At 67.7% G+C, this 22,561-nt stretch carries 21 protein-coding genes and 1 pseudogene; 13 read left to right on the top strand and 9 right to left on the bottom strand.

Features of this window, described 5'->3' with window-relative positions:
- Window positions 1–2: 2 nt before the first annotated feature.
- Entirely contained in the window at window positions 3–425 is a 423-nt protein-coding gene (locus AC3WQR_RS07630; protein WP_492741639.1) for a cupin domain-containing protein, read from the bottom strand.
- Between AC3WQR_RS07630 and AC3WQR_RS07625 the strand changes: the two are divergent.
- The 9 genes and pseudogenes from AC3WQR_RS07625 to AC3WQR_RS07585 form a co-directional block, all read left to right on the top strand.
- Window positions 424–711 (top strand): annotated as a pseudogene (locus AC3WQR_RS07625) (ArsR/SmtB family transcription factor); the annotation flags it as partial. The gene AC3WQR_RS07630 and the pseudogene AC3WQR_RS07625 overlap by 2 nt on opposite strands.
- A 149-nt stretch (window positions 712–860) precedes the next feature.
- Entirely contained in the window at window positions 861–1,343 is a 483-nt protein-coding gene (locus tag AC3WQR_RS07620; protein WP_492741637.1) for an SRPBCC family protein, read from the top strand.
- Window positions 1,340–2,614, top strand: coding sequence for an RNA polymerase sigma factor (locus tag AC3WQR_RS07615; RefSeq protein ID WP_492741636.1), 1,275 nt, complete (start codon window positions 1,340–1,342; stop codon window positions 2,612–2,614). The genes AC3WQR_RS07620 and AC3WQR_RS07615 overlap by 4 nt, the downstream gene beginning before the upstream one ends.
- A gap of 72 nt (window positions 2,615–2,686) precedes the next feature.
- Window positions 2,687–3,067: a YciI family protein gene (locus AC3WQR_RS07610; RefSeq protein ID WP_492741635.1), complete on the top strand. Its 381-nt coding sequence runs from the start codon at window positions 2,687–2,689 to the stop codon at window positions 3,065–3,067.
- Window positions 3,064–3,432 (top strand): YciI family protein, encoded by a 369-nt coding sequence (locus AC3WQR_RS07605; RefSeq protein ID WP_062475751.1) that lies wholly within the window; start codon window positions 3,064–3,066, stop codon window positions 3,430–3,432. Before AC3WQR_RS07610 ends, AC3WQR_RS07605 begins: the two co-directional genes overlap by 4 nt.
- Window positions 3,429–5,012: an MFS transporter gene (locus AC3WQR_RS07600; protein ID WP_492741634.1), complete on the top strand. Its 1,584-nt coding sequence runs from the start codon at window positions 3,429–3,431 to the stop codon at window positions 5,010–5,012. The genes AC3WQR_RS07605 and AC3WQR_RS07600 overlap by 4 nt, the downstream gene beginning before the upstream one ends.
- A gap of 54 nt (window positions 5,013–5,066) precedes the next feature.
- On the top strand, window positions 5,067–5,252 hold the full coding sequence (locus AC3WQR_RS07595; RefSeq protein WP_062475744.1) for a hypothetical protein: 186 nt from the start codon (window positions 5,067–5,069) through the stop codon (window positions 5,250–5,252).
- Window positions 5,253–5,285: 33 nt separating this feature from the next.
- Window positions 5,286–6,398 carry a chorismate synthase gene (gene aroC, locus AC3WQR_RS07590; RefSeq protein ID WP_095947386.1) on the top strand — a complete coding sequence of 371 codons (1,113 nt, stop codon included), beginning with the start codon at window positions 5,286–5,288 and terminating at the stop codon, window positions 6,396–6,398.
- The gene (locus tag AC3WQR_RS07585; RefSeq protein WP_492741632.1) at window positions 6,398–7,591 is read left to right on the top strand and encodes an MFS transporter; all 1,194 of its coding nucleotides are present in this window, start codon (window positions 6,398–6,400) and stop codon (window positions 7,589–7,591) included. Before aroC ends, AC3WQR_RS07585 begins: the two co-directional genes overlap by 1 nt.
- A gap of 9 nt (window positions 7,592–7,600) precedes the next feature.
- Here the strand turns inward: AC3WQR_RS07585 and AC3WQR_RS07580 are convergent, their stop codons facing one another.
- From AC3WQR_RS07580 to aspT (AC3WQR_RS07550), 7 genes are all read right to left on the bottom strand, one after another.
- Entirely contained in the window at window positions 7,601–8,293 is a 693-nt protein-coding gene (locus AC3WQR_RS07580) for a prepilin peptidase (protein WP_447743327.1), read from the bottom strand.
- Between the two features lie 9 nt (window positions 8,294–8,302).
- On the bottom strand, window positions 8,303–8,989 hold the full coding sequence (locus tag AC3WQR_RS07575) for a site-2 protease family protein (RefSeq protein WP_492741631.1): 687 nt from the start codon (window positions 8,987–8,989) through the stop codon (window positions 8,303–8,305).
- Window positions 8,986–10,683 carry a TonB family protein gene (locus AC3WQR_RS07570; protein WP_492741629.1) on the bottom strand — a complete coding sequence of 566 codons (1,698 nt, stop codon included), beginning with the start codon at window positions 10,681–10,683 and terminating at the stop codon, window positions 8,986–8,988. The genes AC3WQR_RS07575 and AC3WQR_RS07570 overlap by 4 nt, the downstream gene beginning before the upstream one ends.
- Window positions 10,684–10,701: 18 nt before the next feature.
- Window positions 10,702–12,408 carry an Hsp70 family protein gene (locus AC3WQR_RS07565; protein ID WP_492741628.1) on the bottom strand — a complete coding sequence of 569 codons (1,707 nt, stop codon included), beginning with the start codon at window positions 12,406–12,408 and terminating at the stop codon, window positions 10,702–10,704.
- An 87-nt stretch (window positions 12,409–12,495) separates the two neighbouring features.
- Window positions 12,496–14,169 (bottom strand): bifunctional aspartate transaminase/aspartate 4-decarboxylase, encoded by a 1,674-nt coding sequence (locus AC3WQR_RS07560; protein WP_492741627.1) that lies wholly within the window; start codon window positions 14,167–14,169, stop codon window positions 12,496–12,498.
- Window positions 14,170–14,224: 55 nt separating this feature from the next.
- Window positions 14,225–15,913 carry an aspartate-alanine antiporter gene (gene aspT, locus AC3WQR_RS07555; protein ID WP_062475727.1) on the bottom strand — a complete coding sequence of 563 codons (1,689 nt, stop codon included), beginning with the start codon at window positions 15,911–15,913 and terminating at the stop codon, window positions 14,225–14,227.
- 73 nt (window positions 15,914–15,986) lie between these two features.
- Window positions 15,987–17,675 (bottom strand): aspartate-alanine antiporter, encoded by a 1,689-nt coding sequence (gene aspT / locus AC3WQR_RS07550; protein WP_492741625.1) that lies wholly within the window; start codon window positions 17,673–17,675, stop codon window positions 15,987–15,989.
- Between the two features lie 467 nt (window positions 17,676–18,142).
- Here aspT (AC3WQR_RS07550) and AC3WQR_RS07545 point away from each other — a divergent pair, with 467 nt between their 5' ends.
- The 4 genes from AC3WQR_RS07545 to AC3WQR_RS07530 are packed head-to-tail and all read left to right on the top strand — an operon-like array spanning window position 18,143 to window position 22,158.
- Window positions 18,143–19,156 carry a sugar ABC transporter substrate-binding protein gene (locus AC3WQR_RS07545; protein ID WP_492741624.1) on the top strand — a complete coding sequence of 338 codons (1,014 nt, stop codon included), beginning with the start codon at window positions 18,143–18,145 and terminating at the stop codon, window positions 19,154–19,156.
- A gap of 29 nt (window positions 19,157–19,185) precedes the next feature.
- A complete protein-coding gene (locus AC3WQR_RS07540; protein ID WP_062475719.1) occupies window positions 19,186–20,145 on the top strand; it encodes an ABC transporter permease in 960 nt (319 codons plus the stop codon).
- A complete protein-coding gene (locus tag AC3WQR_RS07535; RefSeq protein ID WP_492741623.1) occupies window positions 20,145–20,942 on the top strand; it encodes an ATP-binding cassette domain-containing protein in 798 nt (265 codons plus the stop codon). The genes AC3WQR_RS07540 and AC3WQR_RS07535 overlap by 1 nt, the downstream gene beginning before the upstream one ends.
- Window positions 20,935–22,158: an ROK family transcriptional regulator gene (locus AC3WQR_RS07530; protein WP_492741622.1), complete on the top strand. Its 1,224-nt coding sequence runs from the start codon at window positions 20,935–20,937 to the stop codon at window positions 22,156–22,158. Before AC3WQR_RS07535 ends, AC3WQR_RS07530 begins: the two co-directional genes overlap by 8 nt.
- Before the next feature lie 13 nt (window positions 22,159–22,171).
- On the opposite strand, the gene AC3WQR_RS07525 is transcribed toward AC3WQR_RS07530, so the two are convergent.
- Window positions 22,172–22,525, bottom strand: a complete 354-nt coding sequence (locus AC3WQR_RS07525; RefSeq protein WP_492741621.1) for a hypothetical protein — start codon at window positions 22,523–22,525, stop codon at window positions 22,172–22,174.
- Window positions 22,526–22,561 lie beyond the last annotated feature (36 nt).

Below are 22,561 nucleotides of genomic sequence, written 5' to 3'. Positions count from 1 at the left end.
TTTCAGGGCCAGGGCGTGGCCGGCGGAATTTCGCAGACCGGCTCGACGTCGATGCTCTTGAAGTCGGCCGGCGAGACGATTTCCAGGTACTCCATGTCGGGCGAGTAGTCGAAGAGAAAGTGGCGGATGCCGGGGCGCTGGTGCACCACGTCGCCGGCCTCGACGCGTGTCTCCTTGTCCTCGTACATGAAGCGCGCCCAGCCCTTGAGCATGATGACGATCTGGAAGTCCGCCTCGTGGCGGTGCCAGCCGGTGCCCGTTTCCGGTGCCATGTTGGCCTTGACCAGGTGCGCGATCACCTTGCCGTGCGTGGCGGCCGCAATGCCGAGGTCGCGGTACAGGAAGAAGTCTCGCAACCCGCCCGAGACGTAGTCGGTGTCACCGGGCTTGACGTGGGAGAACTGGGTGGCGGTTCGGTCCAGCATGGGAGCTCCTTCGCGGGGGATGATGCTGCGATGCAGCATGCATAAACCGTTCCTGCGCACGGCCCATTGCTTGACGGCCTGCGGGCCGCTCCAGATACTCAACCGCATGGTTCACTCAGATGCCCTGGACGCCGTGTTTGCGGCCCTGTCCGACCCGACCCGCCGCAGCGTGCTCGAAGCGCTGGGCGAGGGCGGCCTCAGCGTGACCGAGCTCGCCGAACCGCACGGCATGTCGCTGACCGGCTTCATGAAGCACCTGCGCGTGCTCGAAGGCGCCGGCCTCATCTCGCGCACGAAGGCGGGCCGCGTCGTGCGCTGCGAGCTGTCGCCGGGCCCGATGCAGGAGGCTGCCGTGTGGCTCTCGCGCTACGAGAAGTTCTGGACCGGCCGCCTCGATGCCTTGGCGCGCTTTCTCTACCACCAGGAGGACACCGAATGGCGAAACCTTCCCCCGGCACCACCGCCGGCCCCGGCACCGATCGCCCCTCGCTCACGCTCCGCCGGCACTTCCGCGTCAGCCCCGCCAAAGTCTGGCGCGCGTGGACCGACCCGCAAGCGCTGAAGCACTGGTTCGGCCCCGAGGAGATCGTCGACGTGCCGCTGGCCGAGGTCGATCTGCGCGTGGGCGGGCGCTTTCGCGTGACCATGTTGGCGGCCGACGGCGAGACGCACGACGTGAGCGGCACGTACATCGAGGTCGTGCCCGAGCGCAGGCTGGTCTTCAGCTGGGCCTGGCGCAGCACGCCCGAGCGCGAGTCGCGCGTCACCGTGCAGCTCGAGCCCGACGCGGGCGGCTGCGAGCTCGTGCTCATGCACCAGCAGTTCTTCGACGAAGCGGCGCGCGACGGCCACAACCATGGCTGGACCGGCTCCCTCGTCAAGCTCGAGAGTTGGCTGCTCGCCGGCGACACCGGGTGACGGCACAACCGACGGCCATCGCCGACACGCTCGACGCGATCTACCGCACCGAGTCGCGCCGCATCTTCGCCACGCTGGTGCGCCTGCTCGGCGACTTCGACTTGGCCGAAGAAGCCCTGCACGACGCCTTTCGCGCCGCGCTCGAACAATGGCCACGCGAAGGCGTGCCGGCCAACCCGCGCGCCTGGCTGGTGTCGGCGGGGCGCTTCAAGTCGATCGACGGCATCCGCCGGCAGGCGCGCTTCACCGCGTGGGATGACGCCACCGCTCACACCGACACGCTGGCCGACCCCGCGCCCGCCTGGCACGAGGCCGACCCGGATGCCGACGCGCTCGAGGACGACCGTCTGCGCCTGGTCTTCACCTGCTGCCACCCCGCGCTCGCGCCCGACGCCCAGGTGGCGCTCACGCTGCGCGAGGTCTGCGGGCTGGCGACCGAGGAGATCGCGCGCGCCTTCCTCGTGCCCGCGCCCACCATCGCGCAGCGCATCGTGCGGGCCAAGGCGCGCATCCGCGACGCGGGCATTCCGTACCAGGTGCCGGGCCTGGCCGAGCTGCCCGAACGGCTCGATGCCGTGTTGCGCGTGGTGTACCTCGTGTTCAACGAAGGCTATGCGGCCTCGTCGGGCCAGAGCGTGACGCGTGCCGACCTCTCGGCCGAAGCGATCCGGCTCGGGCGCTTGGTGGCCGAGCTGCTGCCCGACCCCGAGGCGCTGGGCCTGCTCGCGCTGATGCTGCTGCACGACGCGCGCCGCGCCGCGCGCACGTCGGCGCAGGGCGAACTCGTGCTGCTCGACGCGCAGGACCGCAGCCTGTGGCACCGTGGGCAGATCGGGGAGGGCGCGGCGCTGGTCGAGCGTGCGCTGCTGTCGCGCCGCTTCGGCCCGTACACCTTGCAGGCCGCCATTGCCGCGGTGCATGCCGAAGCGGCCGAGGCCGCCGCCACCGACTGGCCGCAGATCGTCGGCCTGTACGACGTGCTGCTGCGGCTCGACCCCTCGCCCGTGGCCGAACTCAACCGCGCGGCGGCCGTGGCGATGCGCGATGGGCCGGCTGCGGGGCTCGCGCTGATCGACGCGCTGCTCGCGCGCGGCGAGCTGGCCCGCTACCACCTGGCGCACGGCGCGCGCGCCGAACTGTGTCGGCGCCTGGGCCGCACCGACGACGCGCGTGAGGCTTATCTGCAGGCACTGTCGCTGGTCCGCCAGCAGCCCGAGCGGCAGTTCCTGGAGCGGCAGCTGGCCTCGCTGCCTGACACGAAAAATTTTTGACGCCCCTTGTCGATTCCGGCCGTCGCCGTTCGACCAGCGATGTCCTCACTCACATCTGCAAGGAGATTCCGCATGAAATACCTCTGCCTCGTTCACTGCGACGAAGCGGTGCTTCGCGCGCTGCCGCCCGACGAGCGCCGTGCGCTCAATGCCGACTCGATGGCCTACGACCGCCTGCTCGAAGCCGCCGGCCACTTCATCGCCGCCGAGGCGCTGAGCCCGGTGCGCGCCGCCAAGGTCGTGCAGGTGCGCCAGGGCCAGCGCTCGCACGTCGACGGTCCGTACGCGGAAGCCCGCGAGCAGCTGTGCGGCTTCATCCTGGTCGAGGCGCGCGACCTGAACGCCGCGATCCAGCTGGCGGGCCGCATTCCGATGGCGCGCTATGGCGCCATCGAGGTGCGTCCCATCGACGTCATGGAAATGATCGAAAACCCCGAGGGGAATGCCGGATGAGATACCTTTGCCTGATCTACGGAACCGACGCGCAGACGAGCCACTTCTCGGCGCAGGACATGGACCACTACATCAACGAACACATCGACTACGACGCCCACCTGCAGGCGCTCGGCAAGCTCGTCGTGGCCGAGGCGCTGCAGCCGGCCGGCACGGCGGTCACGGTGCGCATGCGCAACGACAAGCTCTCGGTCACCGACGGGCCGTTCGCCGAAACCAGCGAGCAGCTGGGCGGCTTCTACCTGGTCGAGGCCGACAGCGACGAAGAGGCGCTGCAGCTCGCGGCCGGCATTCCCTCGGCGCGCTTGAGCAGCATCGAGGTGCGCAAGGCCTGGTCGGCAAGCGACAGCGGAGCCGGCCCATGAGCGGCGCCCTCGACCGGGCGGCGCCCGCCCGCGCCACGGCGCGCGAATGGACGGGGCTGGCCGTCATCGCGCTGCCCTGCATGCTCTATTCGATGGACCTCACGGTGCTGAACCTGGCGATCCCGTCGATCAGCGAAGACCTCAAGCCGACCGCCTCGCAGCTGCTGTGGATCGTCGACATCTACGGCTTCTTCGTGGCCGGCCTGCTGGTCACCATGGGCACGCTGGGCGACCGCATCGGGCGGCGCCGGCTGCTGCTGATCGGCGCGGTGGCGTTCGGCGTGGCCTCGGTGCTCGCGGCCTTCTCGACCAGCGCCAACATGCTGATCGCCACGCGCGCGCTGCTGGGCGTGGCGGGGGCGACGCTGGCGCCGTCCACGCTCTCGCTGATCCGCAACATGTTCCTCGACCCGGCGCAGCGCACCGTGGCCATCGGCGTGTGGATCTCGAGCTACTCGGCCGGCGCCGTCATCGGCCCGGTGCTGGGCGGCGTGCTGCTGCAGTTCTTTCCGTGGGGCTCGGTGTTCCTCATCGGCGTGCCGGTGATGGTGCTGCTGCTGGCGCTCGGGCCGTGGCTCTTGCCCGAGTACCGCGACCCCGACGCGGGCGCGCTCGACCTGGCCAGCGTGGCGCTCTCGCTGGGCGCCGTGCTGGCGGCCATCTACGGCATCAAGCAGGTGGCCGAGCACGGGCCCGACGCGATGTCGCTGCTGGCCATCGCGGTCGGCGCGCTGCTGGGCTGGCTGTTCGCGCGCCGGCAGGGGCGGCTGGCCAACCCGATGATCGACCTGCGCCTGTTCAAGCTGCCGGCCTTCAGCGTCTCGCTGGGGGCCTACATGCTGGCCTGCTTCGTGATGTTCGGGCTCTTTCTGTACAACGCGCAGTACCTGCAGCTGGTGCTCGGCCTGCCGCCGCTGGCGGCGGGCCTGTGGAGCATGCCGGGCGCCGGTGCCTTCATCGTCGGCTCGATGATCGTGCCCGCGCTCACGCGGCGCCTGTGCCCGGCCTACGTGATGGGCGGCGGACTGGGCGTGGCGGCGCTGGGCTTCGGCATGCTGGTGCTGCTGCCGGCGCAGGGCGGTCTGGCCTGGATGGTGACGAGCGCGCTCATCTCCTCGCTCGGCCTGGCGCCGGTGTTCACCCTGGCCACCGACCTGGTCGTGGGCAGCGCACCGCCCGAGCGCGCGGGCGTGGCCTCGGCCATCTCGGAGACCAGCTCCGAGTTCGGCGGGGCGCTGGGCATCGCCATCCTCGGCAGCGTCGGCGCGGCGATCTACCGCGCGGCCATGGCCGATGCCGTGCCCGCCGGTCTGGCCGATGCGGCGGCGGTCGAAGCCGCCCGCAGCACGCTGGGCGGGGCGGTCGCGCTGGCCGGGGAACTGCCCGGTACCACCGGCGCCGCGCTGCTCGACAGCGGGCGCGAGGCGCTGCTGCGCGCCCTGCGGCTGGTGGCCGGCCTGTGCGCCGTGGTGCTGCTGTTCGTCGGCGTGCTGGTGGCGGTGCGGCTGCGCGGGGTGGGCGCGTCGCATGCGGAAGAGGGCGCCCTACCCCCGGGCGGCGCCGCATTGCCGGAGCGTTGACGAGCCTCCATACTGGGGCTTCCACGACGCATCCCACGACCGAACGGAGGCCCCATGAGCAACGAACTGCGCAAGAAGCTGCATGACCTGGCGGAACTGTCCGACAGCACCTCCGACCCGCAGACCAAGGCCATCGTCGAGGCGATCCGGCTGCAGACGGCGGTGTTGAACGAGCGGCTGTTCAGCATCGAGCTGCAGCTCGGCGCGCTCGCCAAGCGCATGGAAAACACCACCGACTGAGTCGGCTGCTGCTTTGTGGGGATAATCCCCGCCATGAGCGGCAACACCTTCGGAACTCTCTTCGCGGTCACCAATTTCGGCGAGTCGCACGGCCCGGCCATCGGCTGCGTGATCGACGGCTGCCCCCCGGGCATGGCCCTGAGCGAGGCCGACATCCAGGGCGACCTCGACCGTCGGCGCCCCGGCACCAGCCGCCACGTCACCCAGCGCAACGAGCCCGACGCGGTGCAGATCCTGTCCGGCGTGTACGAGGGCAAGACCACCGGGACGCCCATTGCGCTGCTGATCCAGAACACCGACCAGCGCAGCAAGGACTACGGGCAGATCGCCCAGCAGTTCCGCCCCGGCCACGCCGACTTCACCTACTGGAAGAAATACGGCATCCGCGATCCGCGCGGCGGCGGGCGCTCTTCGGCGCGCCTCACCGCGCCCATGGTTGCGGCCGGTGCCGTCGCCAAGAAGTGGCTGGCCGAAAAATACGGGATGGTGTTTCGCGGCTGCATGACGCAGATCGGCGAGATCGCCATTCCCTTCGAGAGCTGGGACCACGTCCCGAACAACCCTTTCTTCGCCCCCATCGCCGACGTGAGCGCGCTGGAGGACTACATGGACCGCCTGCGCAAGGCCGGCGATTCGTGCGGCGCGCGCATCCGCGTCACCGCCACGAACGTGCCCGTGGGCCTGGGTGAGCCGCTCTTTGACAAGCTCGACGCCGAGATCGCCTACGCCATGATGGGCATCAACGCGGTGAAGGCCGTGGAAATCGGCGCCGGCTTCGACAGCGTCACGCAGCGCGGCACCACGCACGGCGACTCGATCACGCCGACGGGTTTTCTCAGCAACAACGCGGGCGGCATCCTGGGCGGCATCAGCTCAGGGCAGGACCTCGAGGTGAGCATCGCGATCAAGCCCACCAGCTCGATCATCAGCCCGCGCCAGTCCATCGATGTGAACAACAACCCCGTCGAGGTCATCACCAAGGGCCGCCACGACCCCTGCGTGGGCATCCGCGCCACGCCCATCGCCGAAGCCATGCTCGCGCTGGTGGTGATGGAACACGTGCTGCGCAACCGCGCGCAGTGCGGCGACGTGAACCCGCCCGTCGAGAAGAGCGAAGCTGCGTCGCCGCAGTCGTCTTTCCTGTAGTGTCCGCCGCGCCACCTGTGGCCGCCGGGCGCGGCCACCTGTTGGCATTCGCTGGCCTGTCGGCCAGCTACTTCGCGCACATCGGTTTCTTCAATCCGTACCTGCCGCTGTGGCTCAAGGACCTGGGCCTGCCGATCTTCACGATCAGCCTGCTGGCCTCGGTGCAATCGATCACGCGCGTCTTCGCGCCCTATGCCTGGGGCGCGCTCAGCGACCACACCGGCCAGCGCGTGAAGCTGCTGCGCTTCAGCGCCGCGGTGGCGCTGGCCAGCTCCTTCGGGCTGTGGTGGCACGGCGGCGCCTGGTGGCTCGCGCTGGTGCTGCTCGTGATGTTCACGCACACCAGCTCGATGATGTCGCTCACCGAAGCGGCCATGGCGCAGATCGTCGCGGGCGACTGGGGGCGCTACGGGCGCATCCGCCTGTGCGGCTCGGCCGGCTTCCTGGTCACCGTGTTCGTCGCGGGCGAGTGGTTCGAGCGCTTCGGTATGAAGCACTTTCCGTACTGGGCGGCGGGCACGCTGGCCGTGGTGCTGCTCGCGACCATGAAGCTGCCCGACCTGCGCGAGCCGCCGGCCGCGCACGACGCCGTGAAGGAGCCCATCGGCCCCGTGCTGCGCATCCCTGCCGTGCGATGGTTCTTCGCCTCGCTGTTCTTCCAGGTGATGTCGCACTTCTCGGTGTACGCGTTCTTCTCGCTGTACCTCGATTCGATCGGCTACGGCAAGAGCACCATCGGCCTCTTGTGGGCGCTGTCGGTGGTGGCCGAGATCGTCTGGTTCTTCCTGCAGGGCCGGCTCATCGGCCTGTTGCCGATGCCGCGGTGGATGCTGGTGTGCGGCATCGCCGGCGTGGCACGGCTCGGCCTCACGGCCGGGCTGGGCGGCTTCATCGCGGCGCTGGTCATCGCGCAGTGGCTGCATGCGCTGAGCTTCGCGGCGCACCACACGGCCTGCATCGCCGTGGTGTCGCGCCGCTTCCCCGGCCACCTGCGCGGACGCGGGCAGGCGCTGTTCACGGTGATCGGCTACGGCTTCGGCGGCGTGCTGGGCGTGCTGCTCGGTGGGGCGGTGGCGCAGGAGTTGGGCTACCGCACGATGTTCGCGCTGGCGGCGTTGCTGGCGGTGGCAGGGACGTTGTGTGCGTGGCGGATGGTGGTGCTCGAGCCGTCGGGGCGGTCGAAGCCCGCTTGAGCCGCGCCGTCAGAAGATTCGGTACCCCAGCATTGCCACCATTGCCGCCGCCATGTGTGCCGGCCCGGATGGCACGGCTCTCTTGTGATGCGCGTCTCGCAGTGCGAACACGATCGCCGTCAGCAACGAAGCCACCACGAACGCGACGTACACCGTCGGCAGCGCGGCCCATCCGAACCAGGCGCCGGTGACGGCGAAGGCCTTGAGGTCGCCGTGACCCACGATGTCCCGACCTGTATTCGAGCGCACTGCCGTCGTCACCAGCCACGGCGCCAGGTACCCCGACACCGCCCCGAGCACGTTGTCGGACGCCGGTCCTGTGGATGCACGGTAGAGCAGCCCCAGCCATAGCAGGGCGAGCAAGATCCGGTCTGGAAGCAACTCGTGACGGACGTTGATCGCCGTCAGCAGGATCCATCCGAGCAGCAGCACGCACAGCATCGCTGTGTCCAACGATGCGCCGCGCACGAATGCGAGGCCGAGACAGAGCAAGGCGGCACCGATGACGATGGCGAACTTGCTCGCCTTGGAGATGTCGAGTTCGGAGGTGTCGCGCAGGAAGGGCTGATAGTTCTGGTATTCGCTGGCCCACACCCTGTGCATGTCGAGTGGAATACGCCGTATCCATGGCAGCAGGGCAAAGGCGGCGAAGGCGCCGCCGCCGAGGGCATAGGCCACAAGGACCTCGATGTTCGATTGCATGGGCGTCATTTACTTCCCGTTGAGCATGTGAAGGTCGATGGCACCTGACTGGGTCAGGTAGACCAGTAGGGCGCACAGCCATGAAAGCAGCAACCCGAGGTAGGCGACCACGCAGAGCGAAGTCATTCGCGATGGCCAGAGTCCGAAGAGCCGGGTACGCAAGAAGGCTGTCCGGATCAGGAAGCCGCCGTTGGTTGCCGGTGAGGGAAGCAGGTTCAACGCTGCGAACTTGGCGGCTGTGAAGCCGAGGAGCGAGACGAAGGGCAGCGTGGTGCCCGCAAGATGCATCTGTGCCAGCAGTTCCTGCGCCTCGCCAAGTGGGGACAGTGCGCCGCCGACGATCTGCGCGAAGCCATTGACGAAGGCGCGCAGACCGTCCATGCGCAGCGTCGCCGCGGCCACCAGCACCAGCGCGATGCAGCCTGAGGCGCCGACCGCAAGCCGTGCCGTCAGTGGCTGGGCATCGAAAGCGTCGTGCATGTCATCGGGATCGAGGTACTCCGCCTCGGAGTCCTTGAACCTCACGGAGCCGCCGAAGAGAAACGGCCTGAGCGTGACTCGGCCGAACCGCGCGAGCACAGGCCCGAAACCGATCGACACCTCCCGCACCCGGATCTTCAGTTGGTCGGCAAGGAATGCCGCCGATGACACGTGAAGAACGACGCAGGTCACGACAGCGAAAAGCAAGTCGATCATGGATTCTTGGGGCGCAGAGCCAGCACCATCTGGGCGGGTATCGCGCCCTGATCGGGCAGTGGCATGTACTCGGTCTTGCGGATCGCGCGCAACGCCGCGTTGTCCCATTCGGGAACGCCGCTGGATTTCAACAGGGTTGCGTTCAGGATCTTTCCGCTCGGCGCCAGGTCCAGGGTGAACTCCACCGTTGGATTGCCCCGTACGTCGGCCGCAAAAATGATGTTGGGCCTGACCGCTGCTGCCACCATCTGGCCCCAGTCCTTTCGCGTGGCGGGTTGTGCGCCGTCGGTCAGTACGAAATTGATGGGCGCCAGGTACCAGGTGGATCCCGTCTTGTCGACTTTGTCCTTGGGGATGATGAGCCGGGCGGCCTTGACGGCATCGAGGGCTGCGGCGTCGAGCCGCTCGTAGCCCGAGCTCTGTGCCACGCGGATACCCCGGACGATGCCTTCGCTGTCGGGCAGCACTTTCACGAGGACCTTGCCTTGTTCGCCAAATCGCTTCGACAACGGAGGATAGACGGGACGGGGCGCCACGCTGTATTCGGCCTTGGGCGCATCGGACTGGGCGACGCTGGCGCGGGGCGCCCCAGGGGGCGCCGTGAAGGTGGGTGGGGTAGGCGAGGTCGGGATGACTGTCGCTGGCGAGGCTGCGCGCTGGGGTGGCGTCTGGGATGCGTGCGAGGAGAGCGGCCCTGCAACCGGCATCTTTTCGCCCTGCCACTTGAGAGCCGACTGCAACACCACGAACAGCATCGAGCCGACACAGAAGATCGCAAACCATGCCACCAGTTGCGATGGCTTCAGCGGTGTGTGCGGTGCATCGGTCGCAGGCGATGTGCGACGAGGGCTCGGTCCGAAGGCCGAGCTTGCCGTATTGGCGTCGACCTTCTGCCAGGCTGCGATGTTCTCGGTCTTGGATGTCAGCCGTACCCAATTGGGAAAGAGCCCCGCCGCATGCAAGACGTGATCGAGGCCGAGCGTCACCGCTTCTTCGCCAGGGTTCGACCGTTTACGCAGCAGGTCGAGGTACTTCAGTTGCAGTTCGCGGTGCGCGGTGGGCAGGTCTGCGTGGGCGTGCTGCTCCACGATGGCGGCATCCACCACCTGGCCAGCCTTGCCCAGTCGTTGCAGTCGGGCGGAATCCTTGCGCCACTCGAAGGCTTCGGCGGCCGCCTCGAACAAGTGCTCGTGCCCCGCCTGCCAGCCGCTGGCCAGGATATGCGCCACGTTGGCCTCAAACAGGAAGCGGGCGTCCATGTCGAGCAGGCGGTCATCTTCCAGCGAGGTATTCAGCAGCGTTGCCGCGTCGTCGATCGAGCGGGGCGGGTGCTCGGCAAGTCGCTCGGCAAACGCTGCGACCACCGCGTGTGCGCTCTCGTGGGGTGAGGCGGTCTGGGGGACAGCGGAGGGCGACCCTGCCAGCGTTGTATCGAGCGGGGCGGGCTGCACATTCTGCGCAGTGGATTCGACAGGCGCCGGTGGGGGCTCCTGCGTGGCAGGTGCATCGGCCTGAGGCTTGTGGCGCACCCAGCTCAAGGCCGCTTCATAGGTCTCACGCAAGCGCTGAAAGGCGTCTGCCTCGGCCTCTTGGTCGATCTTTTTCAGTTCGGCTGCGTAGGCGCGCCGGATCGCGCGCTCATCGGCGTCTGGCCGCAGGCCCAGTGCGAGCAGAAAGCCCGGTACTTCGCTCATGAGTGCCGTCGCTTTCGGTCAGTCCGCCAGATGGCTGTCGCGCTCGATGTGGTCCAGCTGCTCCTGAAACTGGCGATGCGCCGGTGCGATGAGCCGCTTGTCCTGTGTAGCCAGCACACGTTCGAATTCCGTGATGCAGGCGCCCAGCCATTCACGCACATCGCCGCGCAGCTGCTGGTAGACCCGTTCGCCGCGTGCGAGCAGCGTGCGGTTCTCGATGCGGTCACGTGGATGGATCTTGAGTTCGCTCAGTGCCTGCAGTCGCTCCTTGATCTCCGTGTCAGTGAGCAGCCCCGGATTACCCTCGATCAGGAGTCCGAAGGTCTGCTGGGTTTTCTGCACCGTCGCTTCGACTTGCAGCAGACCGTTGACGTCGTAGGTGAAGCGGACCTCGACCACCGATTCCTGAATGGGGCCGGGTGGCAGCGGTACCTCGAGATTGCCCAGGTGCACGTTGTCTCGCACCATGCGTGACTCTCCCTGGTACACCTGCAGTTCGATGGCGGTCTGCGCGTCGGAGCCGGGAATGTATGTCTTCGAGCGGCTGACCGGCACCGTGCTGTTGCGCTCGATGATGGGGTCGAAATGCCCGTGCGACGAGGTGTTGGCGCCCAGTCGATGGCTCACCGCGACGCCGAGCGAGTAGGGCGCGACGTCGGTCATCACCACTTCCTTCAGCGCCGCATCCTTGGCCTTGAGGCCGGCCTGCACGGCGGCACCCAGTGCGACGACTTCATCGGGGTTGAAGTCGATGGAGGGGAAGCGTCCGAACATCGTGGTTGCCAGCCGCCGCACGACGGGCATGCGCGTGGCACCGCCCGCGAGAACGACTGCATCCAGTTCCGCTGCTCGCAGGTTGGCGTCGCGCAGCGCGCGTTCGACCGGCGCGCGCAGCCGCTTGAGCAGTGGTGCGCAGGCTTGTTCGAGCAGGGCTTCGTCGAGCGCGAGCCGATGCTGCACGGCCTCGTGCGCGACGACGATCTCGGCGCGCGGGTGCAGGCTCAGCGCCTGCTTCGCGGCTTCGGTTTGCGCGGCCAGTCGTTGCATGAACTGGGCGTTGCTGCGCAGGCTCGCCGGCAGAGCGTTGCGTTCGAAGAAGAGGGTGATCAGCGATTCGACGAAGTCCTCGCCGCCCAGGAAGTTGTCGCCGGCCGACGCACGCACCTCCATCACACCCTCGAACATTTCGAGGATCGATACGTCGAAAGTGCCACCGCCGAGGTCGAACACCAGAAAGCGCGTTTCGGCGCCCATGTCGTGCATGCCGTAGGCGAGTGCCGCGGCGGTGGGCTCGTTCAGCAGCCGGTCGACCTTCAGGCCGGCGAGTTCGCCCGCCGCACGGGTGGCTTTGCGTTGCGCATCCGAAAAGTACGCGGGCACGGTGATGACGGCTTCATGAACTGGTTCGCCCAGCATGGCCTCGGCATCGGCCTTGAGTGAACGCAGCACCAGTGCCGAAAGCTCCTCGGGCCTGAAGCTGCGCTTGCCCAGGCGCACCGTCTTGTTGCTGCCCATGTAGCGCTTGAAGACTGCGGCGGTGCGGTCCGGATGTGTCTGAAGCCGTTCCCTGGCGGCCTTGCCGACGAGCACGGTGTCGTCCTCGTCGAGGCTGACGCATGACGGCGTCAGGTATTCGCCCAGTCCGTTGGGAATCAGAACGGACTTTCCTTCCCGCCACACCGCCACCAGGCTGTTGGTCGTGCCCAGGTCAATGCCTACGATCATTTCTCGCCCCTTTGCGATCCCTCTTTTATGCCTTTGATCGTATGTCAAAGGCATACATTTCGGGGCCGCGCAAGGGGCGGAACGAGGCTACTTTTTGCCGCGTTTTGCGGGTTTAACGACAGTGGTCTTGCCGACGCCGCCCTTGGTCGCCTTTCCCGCGTTGTCCACCTTGCCGCCCCCCACCTCCTTCTCGAACATCGCAAAGTACTCCGAAGCCATCTTGCGCAGCGAGCGCCCGATGTTCGCGTAGTCGTACTCGTTGAGGTTGGCCAGCGACACGCGCCCCGACGGGTGCTTGCCGCCGAAGCCGCGACCGGGCAGCAGCACGATGCTGGTTTCGGCGGCGATGCGGAACAGCGCCTCATTCGGCTGCAGCTTCGTGAGGATCCACTTGCCGAAGCGCTCGCCGTGCATCTGCGTGGCGATGTCCTGCAGGTCGAGCAGGTGGTAGTAGCTCACCGAGTTCGGGTCGGGCTGCAGCGGCAGGCCGAGCTCGCGGTACAGCGCTTCCTTGCGCCGCGAGACGATGTGCTTCATCGACTTCTTGTAGGTCTCGCCCTCGTCCATGAGGCAGAACAGCGAGAACATCACCATCTGCGCCTGCACCGGGGTCGACAGGCCGGCCGTGTGGTTCAGCGCCACGGTGCGGCTGTCGGCCACGAGGCGGTCGATGAACTTCAGCTTGCGCGGCTCGGTGGTGATGGAGCTGTAGCGCGCGTCGAGCTCCTTGCGCTTGGCCTCGGGCAGGGCGGCGATCTTGCGGTCGAGGATGTTGTCCTCGTGCGTGGCGACCACGCCCATGCGCCAGCCGGTGGCGCCGAAGTACTTGGAGAACGAATACACCAGGATGGTGTTCTGCGGGCAGATCGCGAACAGCGACAGGAAGTTGTCGGCGAAGGTGCCGTACACGTCGTCCGTGAGGATGATGAGGTCGGGCCGCTGCTTCACGATGTCGGCGATGTAGCCCAGCACCTCGTCGCTGATCTTCACCGAGGGCGGGTTGCTCGGGTTGCACAGGAAGAAGGCCTTGACCTTTGGGTCGAGCAGCTTCTGCAGCTCCTTCTTCGTGAACTGCCAGTTGTTCTCGGGCGGCGCGTCGATCAGCGCCTCGATGAGCTGGTAGTCGTTCAGGTGCGGGATCTCGATGTAGGGCGTGAAGATCGGCATGCCCAGCGCGATGGTGTCGCCGGGCGACAGCAGGTGGTTCTCACGCAGGCTGTTGAACAGGTAGGTCATGGCGGCGGTGCCGCCTTCCACCGCGTACATGTCGAACTTGCCCACGAAGGGGTGGGTGCCGATCATTTCCTTGTGGATGTACTGGCCCACGACGATCTCGGTCAGGCGCAGCATGCGGTCGGGCACCGGGTAGTTGCAGCCCAGGATGGCCTCGCACATCTCGTAGATGAAGTCGCCGGCCGACAGGCCCAGCTGGTCGCGCACGTACGACACGGCGGCCTCGATGAAGCGCACGCCGGGCTCGCCCTCGTGCGACTTGGCGAAGAGCTCGAAGCGCGCCTCGATGCCCTCGCGCTGCGGAAAGCCGCCCACGTCCGCCATGTAGATGTACGAGCGCTCGGCCTCGGTCATGGCAAAGAGGCCGAACTGGAAGAAGCCGTGGCGCGGGGTGGTGGCCAGGAAGTTCGGGTTGCCGCGGCCGGCGTTGAGCATGAGCCGGTCACTCTGTCGTGCGACCTGGATCAGCGCATCCTTCAGTTCGAACGGGCTCAGACCGCCCAGCTTTTTCACGTCGCCGAAATCCATGGAGTACTCCTTGGTTGATAAAAAGAAAGAAGAAAGAAAAGGGAAGGCGCGGTGCTCAGACCAGCGCCACGATCAGCGGCCCCAGCAGCGTGAGGAACACGTTGGCCAGCGCGTAGGTGATGGCGAAGGGCACGGTGGGAATGGCGTTCTCGGCCTTGCCCAGCACTTCGCCGAAGGCCGGGTTGGCGCTGCGCGAGCCGCTCAGCGCGCCCGCGAAGACGGCGGTGTTGTCATAGCGCAGCACGTAGCGCCCGAACAGCATCGTGAGGATCATCGGCACGAGCGTGACGACCACGCCGACGCCGAAGATGGTCAGGCCCAGTTCCTTGATGGTCTGCACGGCCTGCAGGCCCGACGTCAGGCCGACCACGACCACGAAGCCCGCCAGGCCCAGGTCTTTCAGCAGCTGCACCGCGCTGGGCGGCAGCGCGCCGAAGGTCTGCTTCTTCGCGCGGTACCAGCCGAACAGCAGGCCCGACAGCAGCGCGCCGCCACCGGCGCCGAGCGTCAGCGGAATGGCGCCGATCTTCACGCTCAGCAGGCCGACCAGCAGGCCCACCACCAGGCCCGCGCCCAGGTACACGAAGTCGGTCTTGGCGCTGGGCACGATCACGTCGCCGACGAGGGAGGCGACGCGCTTCACGTCCTGCTCGGCGCCGAAGATCGACACCAGGTCGCCCACCTGCACCACGGTGTCGGGCTTCATCGGCAGCACCTGGCCCATGCGGCTGAGCTGCACCACGAAGATGCCGTGGCGCACGCCGCCGGCGGTGGCCTGGCGGATCTGGTCGACGGTCTTGCCGCCGAAGTCCTTGTTGGTGAGCACGATCTCGCGCTTGTTCAGCGTCAGCTCCATGCCGTCGACCGCGTCGACCTCCTTGCCCAGCAGCGGCGCGCTCGCCACCACGGCATCGCGCCGGCCGACGGTGAGCACGTAGTCGCCCTGGCGCAGCACGAGCGTGGGGCTGACCTCGACGAACTTGCCGTCGCGCTTCACGCGCTCGATGGTGATGGTGGTGGCCGGGTTGGCGTTCTCGATGTCGGCCACCGTGCGCTGCGGGTCGCTCGTGAGCTGGTAGATGCGCCCGACCAGTGAGGGCGCGGCTTCTTCCTGGTCGGGGCCGAGCACCTTCACGCCGGCCTGCATCGCGGTTTCGGCCGCGATCGCGTCGTCGCGGATGCTGCGGCCCATGAGCTTGGGCAGGATGTTGACGCACACGATGATCGCGCCGAACGAGCCGAACACGTAGGTCACGGCATAGCCGATGGCCACGTTGCCCTGCAGCCGCGCGGTCTCGGCCGCGGCGAGGCCGAGCTTGCCGATGGCGTCGCCCGCCGTGCCGATGATGGCGCTCTGCGTGAGGCCGCCGGCCGCCACGCCCGCCGCCAGGCCCTTGTCGAGTCCGAACAGCTTGGCCATGACCACCACGGTCGCCAGGCCCGTGGCCGCCATCACGGCGGCCAGGATGATCTCCTTGATCGACTGCTTGCCCAGCGAGCTGAAGAACTGCGGCCCGCTCTCGAAGCCCACGGCGTAGATGAACAGCGCGAACAGCACGGCCTTCACGCCGCCGTCGATCTGCACGCCGACCTGGCTCACGATCACCGCCACCAGCAGCGAGCCGGCGACGCCGCCGAGCTGGAACTTGCCGAACTTGATCTTGCCGATCCAGTAGCCGACCGCCAGTGAGAGGAAGAGCGCCATTTCGGGCGACTTCTTGAAGAGTTCATGCAGCCATTCCATAGAGGAAGTCCTTTCAAGGCATCAATGAGAAGAAGAGAGAAGAGAAGGGCGTGGAGCGTCTCGGGTCGTTGTCTTATTTCGCGTGCTGCACCAGGCCGGCCAGGGCCACGATCAGCGGACCCATCAGCGGCAGCACGACGTTCGAGATGGCGTAGGTGATCGTGTAGCCCAGCAGCGGCGTGGCGTTGCCCGCGGCGTTCTGCACCGCGCTGAGCGCGGGCGTGCTGCACTGCTGGCCGGCGATGGCGCCGAGCAACACGGGCGCCTCAAGCTTGAGCAGGCGGTGGCCGACGAACAGCGAGATGCTGGCCGGCACCACCGCGACGGCGATGCCCACCAGCGGCAGCGCAACGCCGAACTTCTGGACCAGCGCCAGCGCCTGCGGCCCCGAGGCCAGGCCCACGCAGGCGATGAAGGTGGCCAGGCCCAGGTCCTTCATGAGCGCCAGCGCGTCGGCCGGTACGCTCAGGCGGTGCGGGTGCTTGGACTGGTACCAGCCGAAGGCCAGCCCCGTGAGCAGTGCGCCGCCGCCGGTGCCGAGCGAAAACGGAATGCCGCCGAGCTTCGCGCTGAAGCTGCCGATGAACACGCCCAGCAGGATGCCCGCGGCGGCGAAGCTGATGTTGCTGCGCGTGGAGGCGATCACGCGGTCGCCGACCTGCGCGATGGCGCTCGCCACCTCGGGCGCGGGGCCGTAGAGCTGGAGCACATCGCCGCGCTGCAGCGTGAGGTCGTTCACGAGCGGCATGGTGTGGCCGTCGCGCGCCACGCCGATCACCTGCACGGCGGACGGCAACTCGTTTTCCAGCATGCGCAGCCCGCGGCCGAACCATTCGCGGCGGTTGGCGACGACCTCGGTGGTCTCGACCACGGTGTCGAAGGCGGTGGTGTCGGCGAACTCGCGGCCCAGCAGCTCGCCCACGTTGACGAGCGCGCTGCGCCGGCCGATGGCCAGCACCTGGTCGCCCACGCGCAAGTGCAGCCCGGGCTCGACCGCGAGGCTCTGGCCGTCGCGCACCACGCGCTCGATGCTGGCCTGCCGCCCAAGGATCGACGTGAGCTCGCCGACCGAGCGGCCACGACCCACGGTGACGCGGAACACGCGCCCGACCATCTCGGGCGTGGCGCTGGCGGCGTCCGGGTCGTCGGCGCCGCCGCCCATGGTCTTCCAGAGCTTGTCGGCTTCGGCGCGCAGGTTCACGCGCAGCAGCAGCGGAAACACCTGGCTCGTGACCACCACGATGGCGATGAGCCCGAAGACGTAGGTGATGGAGTAGGCCGTGACCACGTTGGCCTGCAGCTGCGCGATCTCGGCGGCGGGGAGCGACAGCTTCGAGATCGCGTCGGTCGCCGTGCCCACCACGGCCGATTCGGTGGCCGCGCCCGCCATCAGACCGGCGGCCGTGCCGCGGTCGAGCGACAGCAGCACCGTGGCGCCGAGCACCAGCGCGAGCACCACCACCACCTCGACCAGGCACAGCAGGCCCAGCCGCAGGCCCTTGGCGTCGAGGTTGGCGAAGAACTGCGGACCGCCCGCGTAGCCGAGCGCAAAGATGAAGAGCATGAAGAACACGTTCTTCACGCTGTCGTCGAGCCGGATGCCCAGCTGGCCGACCACCAGCGCGGCAATCAGCGTGCCGCAGATGCCGCCCAGCTGGATCGGGCCGAAACGGATCTGGCCCACCGCGTAGCCAATGCACAGCACCAGAAACAATGCGATTTCCGGACTGTTTCTGAGTATTTCCACAAGGTGGCCGAACATCTGCCGCGATCCCTCCGGGTTATTTGTTCATTCGAGCGGGTCGGCGGATCGCAACGAAAAAAGGAGCACTGCATCCATTGGCATCAACGGCTGGCGAGTGGTGGGGCTCCAGCGAAAACTTTATTTTTCGTTTTGCGAATTGCCGATTCTTTGCATCTTCGATGACGATAAAACAACATCCATGACAATTGTCAAAATCATCAAAGAATTGAGCGGGCGGCAATAAAAACGAGACCGTTTGAATTACAAATTACGCGCTGCACGGAATCCTCCGTCGCAGTCAGCTCTGACCGCACGAACCCGTCAGGCCTCGGGTTTTCGATAACTCAAGTTACTTGATTTAGTCGGTCGACTGCTCGATAGTCCCCCTCGTCCGAATGCCTTCCCGCTCGCTGGCGGGTGGTCATCCGGTTCCATAGCAAGTACGGCAGGCGCTGTGCGCCCGCCCCCCTGAAGGAGACAACCTCATGTTCATCAGCCCGCGCTTCGTTCCCGCCCTGGCCGTCCTGGCCCTTGCCGCATCGGCCACGTCCACGGCCCTGGCCGCCGACCCGCCCGTCATCGGCCTGGTCACCAAGACCGAGACCAACCCCTTCTTCGTGAAGATGAAAGAGGGCGCGCAGGAAGAAGCCAAGAAACTCGGCGCCAAGCTGCTGTCGGGGGCTGGAAAGGCCGACGGCGACAACGCGGGCCAGATCACGGCGATGGAAAACATGATCGCCGCCGGCGCCAAGACCATCCTCATCACGCCCAGCGACGCCAAGGCCATCGTGCCGGCGATCAAGAAGGCGCGCGACAAGGGCGTGCAGGTGATCGCACTCGACAGCCCGGCCGATCCGCCGGACGCCACCGACGCGCTCTTCGCCACCAACAACTACACGGCCGGCGTGCTCATCGGCGAATACGCCAAGGCCGCGATGGCCGGCAAGACGCCCAAGATCGTCGCGCTCGACCTGCTGCCGGGCCACCCCGTGGGCGCGCAGCGCCACAACGGCTTCATGAAGGGCTTCGGCCTGCCGGCCAACGACGCCAAGTCGAACGAGCTGTCCAAGGCGCCCGAGATCGTCTGCATGGCCGACAGCTTCGGCGACCAGGCCAAGGCGCAGACCGTGATGGAGAACTGCCTGCAGAAGGCGCCCGACGTGAACCTGGTCTACACCATCAACGAGCCCGCCGCGGCCGGTGCCTACAACGCGCTCAAGCGCGCGGGCAAGGAGAAGGGCGTGATGATCGTCTCGGTCGACGGCGGCTGCCAGGGCATCAAGGACACGGCCGTCGGCATCATCGCCGCGACCTCGCAGCAGTACCCGCTGAAGATGGCCGCCATGGGCGTGGCCGCGGGCGTCGAATTCGCCAAGACCGGCAAGAAGGCCTCGGGCTACGTCGACACCGGCGTGACGCTCATCGCCGGCAAGAGCGTGGCCGGCGTCGACAGCAAGGACACCAAGACCGGCACCGAGCTGTGCTGGGGCAAGAAGTAAACGGCCCCGGTCTATAGGGAGGCACACCGATGGCGAAATCTCCGACGCACCACATCCCGTGGGGCGCCCTCGGGCCGTGGCTGGCCCTGCTCGGCGCCTGCATCTTCTTTGCGACGCAGTCCGAGCGTTTTCTCACGGGCGGCAACCTGTCGCTGATCCTGCAGCAGGTGATGGTGGTGGGCGTGATCGCCATCGGCCAGACGCTGATCATCCTCACGGCCGGCATCGACCTGTCGTGCGGCATGGTGATGGCGCTGGGCGGGATCATCATGACGAAGTTCGCCACCGAGCTCGGCATGCCGGTGCCGGTGGCCATCCTGTGCGGCATCGGCGTGACGACGCTGTTCGGCCTGCTCAACGGCCTCTTGGTCACGCGCATCAAGCTGCCGCCGTTCATCGTGACGCTGGGCACGCTGAACATCGCGTTCGCGATCACGCAGCTGTATTCGTCGTCGCAAACGATCACCGACCTGCCCGCCGGCCTCACGGGCCTGGGCACCACCTTCACCATCGGCAGCGCCGAGGTGGCGTGGGGCTCGGTGCTCATGCTGGCGCTCTATGCGCTCGCGTGGTTCGTGCTGCGCGAGACGGCGGCCGGCCGGCATGTCTACGCGATCGGCAACAACGCGGAGGCCACGCGGCTGGTGGGCATTCCCACGCAGCGCGTGCTGCTCGCGGTGTACGTGGCGGCGGGCGTGTTCTACGGCATCGCCTCGCTGCTGTCGGTGGCGCGCACTGGCGTGGGCGACCCGAACGCGGGCCAGACCGAAAACCTCGATGCCATCACGGCCGTGGTGCTCGGCGGCACCAGCCTCTTCGGCGGGCGCGGCATCGTGCTGGGTTCGCTCATCGGCGTGCTGATCGTGGGCGTGTTCCGCAACGGACTCACGCTGATGGGCGTGTCGTCGATCTACCAGGTGCTGGTGACGGGCGTGCTCGTGATCCTGGCGGTGGCGGCCGATCAACTCTCGCGCAAGGGAGCCCGCTGATGAACACCGTGGCCAACCCCAAGATCGTGATGCAGGCCAAGGGCCTGGTGAAGCGCTACGGCCAGGTCACCGCGCTCGACGGCGTCGACTTCGAGCTGCGCGAAGGCGAGATCCTCGCGGTGATCGGCGACAACGGCGCGGGCAAGTCGTCGCTCATCAAGGCGCTGTCGGGCGCCATCGTGCCTGACGAAGGCCAGATCCTGCTCGATGGCGTGCCGGTGCATTTCCGCAACCCGCTGGACGCGCGGCGCGCCGGCATCGAGACGGTCTACCAGGACCTCGCCGTCGCACCCGCGATGACCATCTACGAGAACCTCTTTCTCGGCCGCGAACTGCGCCGCCCCGGCTTTCTGGGCAATGTGCTGCGCATGCTCGACAAGAAAAAGATGCTGCTCGAAAGCACGGCGCGCATGGCCGACCTGAAGGTCGGCATCCAGTCGATGACGCAGGCCGTCGAAACGCTCTCGGGCGGCCAGCGCCAGTGCGTGGCGGTGGCGCGCAGCGCGGCCTTCGCGCGGCACGTGGTCATCATGGACGAGCCCACCGCCGCGCTCGGCGTGAAGGAGGGCAACATGGTGCTCGAGCTGATCCGCCGCGTGCGCGAGCGCGGCCTGCCCGTGGTGCTCATCAGCCACAACATGCCGCACGTGTTCGAGGTGGCCGACCGCATCCACGTGGCGCGCCTGGGCAGGCGCGCGGCCGTGCTCAATCCGAAGAAGATCAGCATGAGCGACACCGTGGCCGTGATGACCGGCGCCATGACCGCCGACCAGTTGCCCGCGGAGGCGCATGCTTGATACCGATGCCCTCGAGCGCCCGTCGGCCCTGCTGCGTCCGCGCGGCTCCAACCAGGTGGGCATGCGCCAGTTCAACGAGCGCGTGGTGCTGCAGGCGCTGCGCGTGCACACCAGCCTGCCCAAGGCCGACCTGGCGCGGCTCACGGGCCTGAGCGCGCAGACCATCGGCCTCATCACCGCGCGGCTCGAGGACGACGGCCTCATCGTCAAGCAAAGTCGCGTGCGCGGGCGCATCGGCCAGCCCTCGGTGCCGCTGGCGCTCAACCCCGACGGCGCCTTTGCCATCGGCGTCAAGCTCGGGCGGCGCGGCGCAGAGTGGCTGCTGATCGACTTCGCGGCGCGCGTGCGCGAGCACCACGCGATCCGCTACGAATTCCCGGACGCCGAGGCGCTGCTGCCCGTGATCGCCGAGCACATCCACCGCCTGCGCGACGGGCTCGGGCCGCTGGCCGCGCGCAACGTGGGCGCGGGGCTGGCGGCGCCGTTCCAGCTCGGCGGCTGGCACCGCACGCTGGGGCTGTCGAAGGCGCAGTCGGACGAATGGAACCAGATGGACCTGCTGGCCGAGGTGCGCGCGCGCACCGACGTGCCCGTGGGCTTCGCGCGCGACACCGTGGCGGCCTGTGTGGCCGAGCTGGTGACGGGGCGCGGGCACGACCTCAAGAGCTTTCTCTACATCTTCGTCGACACCTTCGTGGGCGGCGGGCTGGTCATCAACTCGCACCTGCACACCGGTGCGCACGGCAATGCGGGCGCGCTCGCGTCGATCCCGATGCGCACCGAGAAGCCCTCCGAAGGCCTGTCGACGCAGGTGGTGGCCGAGGCGTCGCTGTGGGAGCTCGAGCAACGCTTGCGCACCGAAGGCCTCGATGCCACGGCGGCCTACGACGACCGCGCGCTCGAAGTGCCGTTCGCCGCAGCCACGCAGGCCTGGCTCGGCAGCGCGTCACGCGCGCTGGCGCATGCCATCGTCAGCAGCACCGCGGTGCTCGACCTGGCCGACGTGGTGATGGACGGCTCGATGTCGCGCGCGCTGCTCGACGCATTGCTGGTGCAGACCCGCACGGCGCTCACGCAGTGCAACTGGGAAGGCCTGTGGGCGCCGCAACTGCATGGGGGCAGGGCGGGGGCGCAGGCGTGTGCGCTGGGCGGCGCGATGCTGCCGCTGCACGCCAACTTCGCACCGGACCACGATGTGTTCTTGAAGGCGGGGTGAGCCGCTCAAGAGCTCAGGAACTCGCCGAGGCGTGCAGGTCGCGCGGCAATCGCAGCGTGCTCGCGCGTGCGCCTGCGGGGCACGGCCCGTCGGAGTAGGTCGCATCGCCCTCGGGCATGACGCACTTGTGCACCTCGACGACGGCAGGCACGGACTTGGCTGCGGGGGCGATCACTGGGGGATCGAAGTGCGTGTTCGTCAGCGTGGCAGGTTCCTTGGATGCGCGGGTCACCGCATCCGGGAACGTTTCGCGGGCGGCCGATCTGTCGGGCTCGGCCTCGACCGGAACGACTGCCGTGGTCAGGAGCGCAGCACGCGCCGCGCTCTCGTGCACCAGGTCTTTCAAGGTCACATAGAAGAGCGACATCGCCACCAGCGCCACGCCCAGGCACGGGGCCCAATA

It is taken from the genome of Variovorax sp. FW305-3-2-15-B-LB1 (assembly GCF_058787635.1).
Note: the sequence above shows the minus strand (reverse complement) of the source record. Positions and strands in the feature narration are given on the sequence as shown.

Excerpts from the sequence above, each read along its gene's own strand:
- AC3WQR_RS07630 (WP_492741639.1), bottom strand. The coding sequence starts at position 425 with ATGCTGGACCGAACCGCCACCCAGTTCTCCCACGTCAAGCCCGGTGAC.
- AC3WQR_RS07620 (WP_492741637.1), top strand. The coding sequence starts at position 861 with ATGGCGAAACCTTCCCCCGGCACCACCGCCGGCCCCGGCACCGATCGC.
- AC3WQR_RS07610 (WP_492741635.1), top strand. The coding sequence starts at position 2,687 with ATGAAATACCTCTGCCTCGTTCACTGCGACGAAGCGGTGCTTCGCGCG.
- AC3WQR_RS07605 (WP_062475751.1), top strand. The coding sequence starts at position 3,064 with ATGAGATACCTTTGCCTGATCTACGGAACCGACGCGCAGACGAGCCAC.
- AC3WQR_RS07600 (WP_492741634.1), top strand. The coding sequence starts at position 3,429 with ATGAGCGGCGCCCTCGACCGGGCGGCGCCCGCCCGCGCCACGGCGCGC.
- AC3WQR_RS07595 (WP_062475744.1), top strand. The coding sequence starts at position 5,067 with ATGAGCAACGAACTGCGCAAGAAGCTGCATGACCTGGCGGAACTGTCC.
- aroC (WP_095947386.1), top strand. The coding sequence starts at position 5,286 with ATGAGCGGCAACACCTTCGGAACTCTCTTCGCGGTCACCAATTTCGGC.
- AC3WQR_RS07580 (WP_447743327.1), bottom strand. The coding sequence starts at position 8,293 with ATGCAATCGAACATCGAGGTCCTTGTGGCCTATGCCCTCGGCGGCGGC.
- AC3WQR_RS07575 (WP_492741631.1), bottom strand. The coding sequence starts at position 8,989 with ATGATCGACTTGCTTTTCGCTGTCGTGACCTGCGTCGTTCTTCACGTG.
- AC3WQR_RS07570 (WP_492741629.1), bottom strand. The coding sequence starts at position 10,683 with ATGAGCGAAGTACCGGGCTTTCTGCTCGCACTGGGCCTGCGGCCAGAC.
- AC3WQR_RS07565 (WP_492741628.1), bottom strand. The coding sequence starts at position 12,408 with ATGATCGTAGGCATTGACCTGGGCACGACCAACAGCCTGGTGGCGGTG.
- AC3WQR_RS07560 (WP_492741627.1), bottom strand. The coding sequence starts at position 14,169 with ATGGATTTCGGCGACGTGAAAAAGCTGGGCGGTCTGAGCCCGTTCGAA.
- aspT (WP_062475727.1), bottom strand. The coding sequence starts at position 15,913 with ATGGAATGGCTGCATGAACTCTTCAAGAAGTCGCCCGAAATGGCGCTC.
- aspT (WP_492741625.1), bottom strand. The coding sequence starts at position 17,675 with ATGTTCGGCCACCTTGTGGAAATACTCAGAAACAGTCCGGAAATCGCA.
- AC3WQR_RS07545 (WP_492741624.1), top strand. The coding sequence starts at position 18,143 with ATGTTCATCAGCCCGCGCTTCGTTCCCGCCCTGGCCGTCCTGGCCCTT.
- AC3WQR_RS07540 (WP_062475719.1), top strand. The coding sequence starts at position 19,186 with ATGGCGAAATCTCCGACGCACCACATCCCGTGGGGCGCCCTCGGGCCG.
- AC3WQR_RS07535 (WP_492741623.1), top strand. The coding sequence starts at position 20,145 with ATGAACACCGTGGCCAACCCCAAGATCGTGATGCAGGCCAAGGGCCTG.
- AC3WQR_RS07530 (WP_492741622.1), top strand. The coding sequence starts at position 20,935 with ATGCTTGATACCGATGCCCTCGAGCGCCCGTCGGCCCTGCTGCGTCCG.
- AC3WQR_RS07525 (WP_492741621.1), bottom strand. The coding sequence starts at position 22,525 with ATGTCGCTCTTCTATGTGACCTTGAAAGACCTGGTGCACGAGAGCGCG.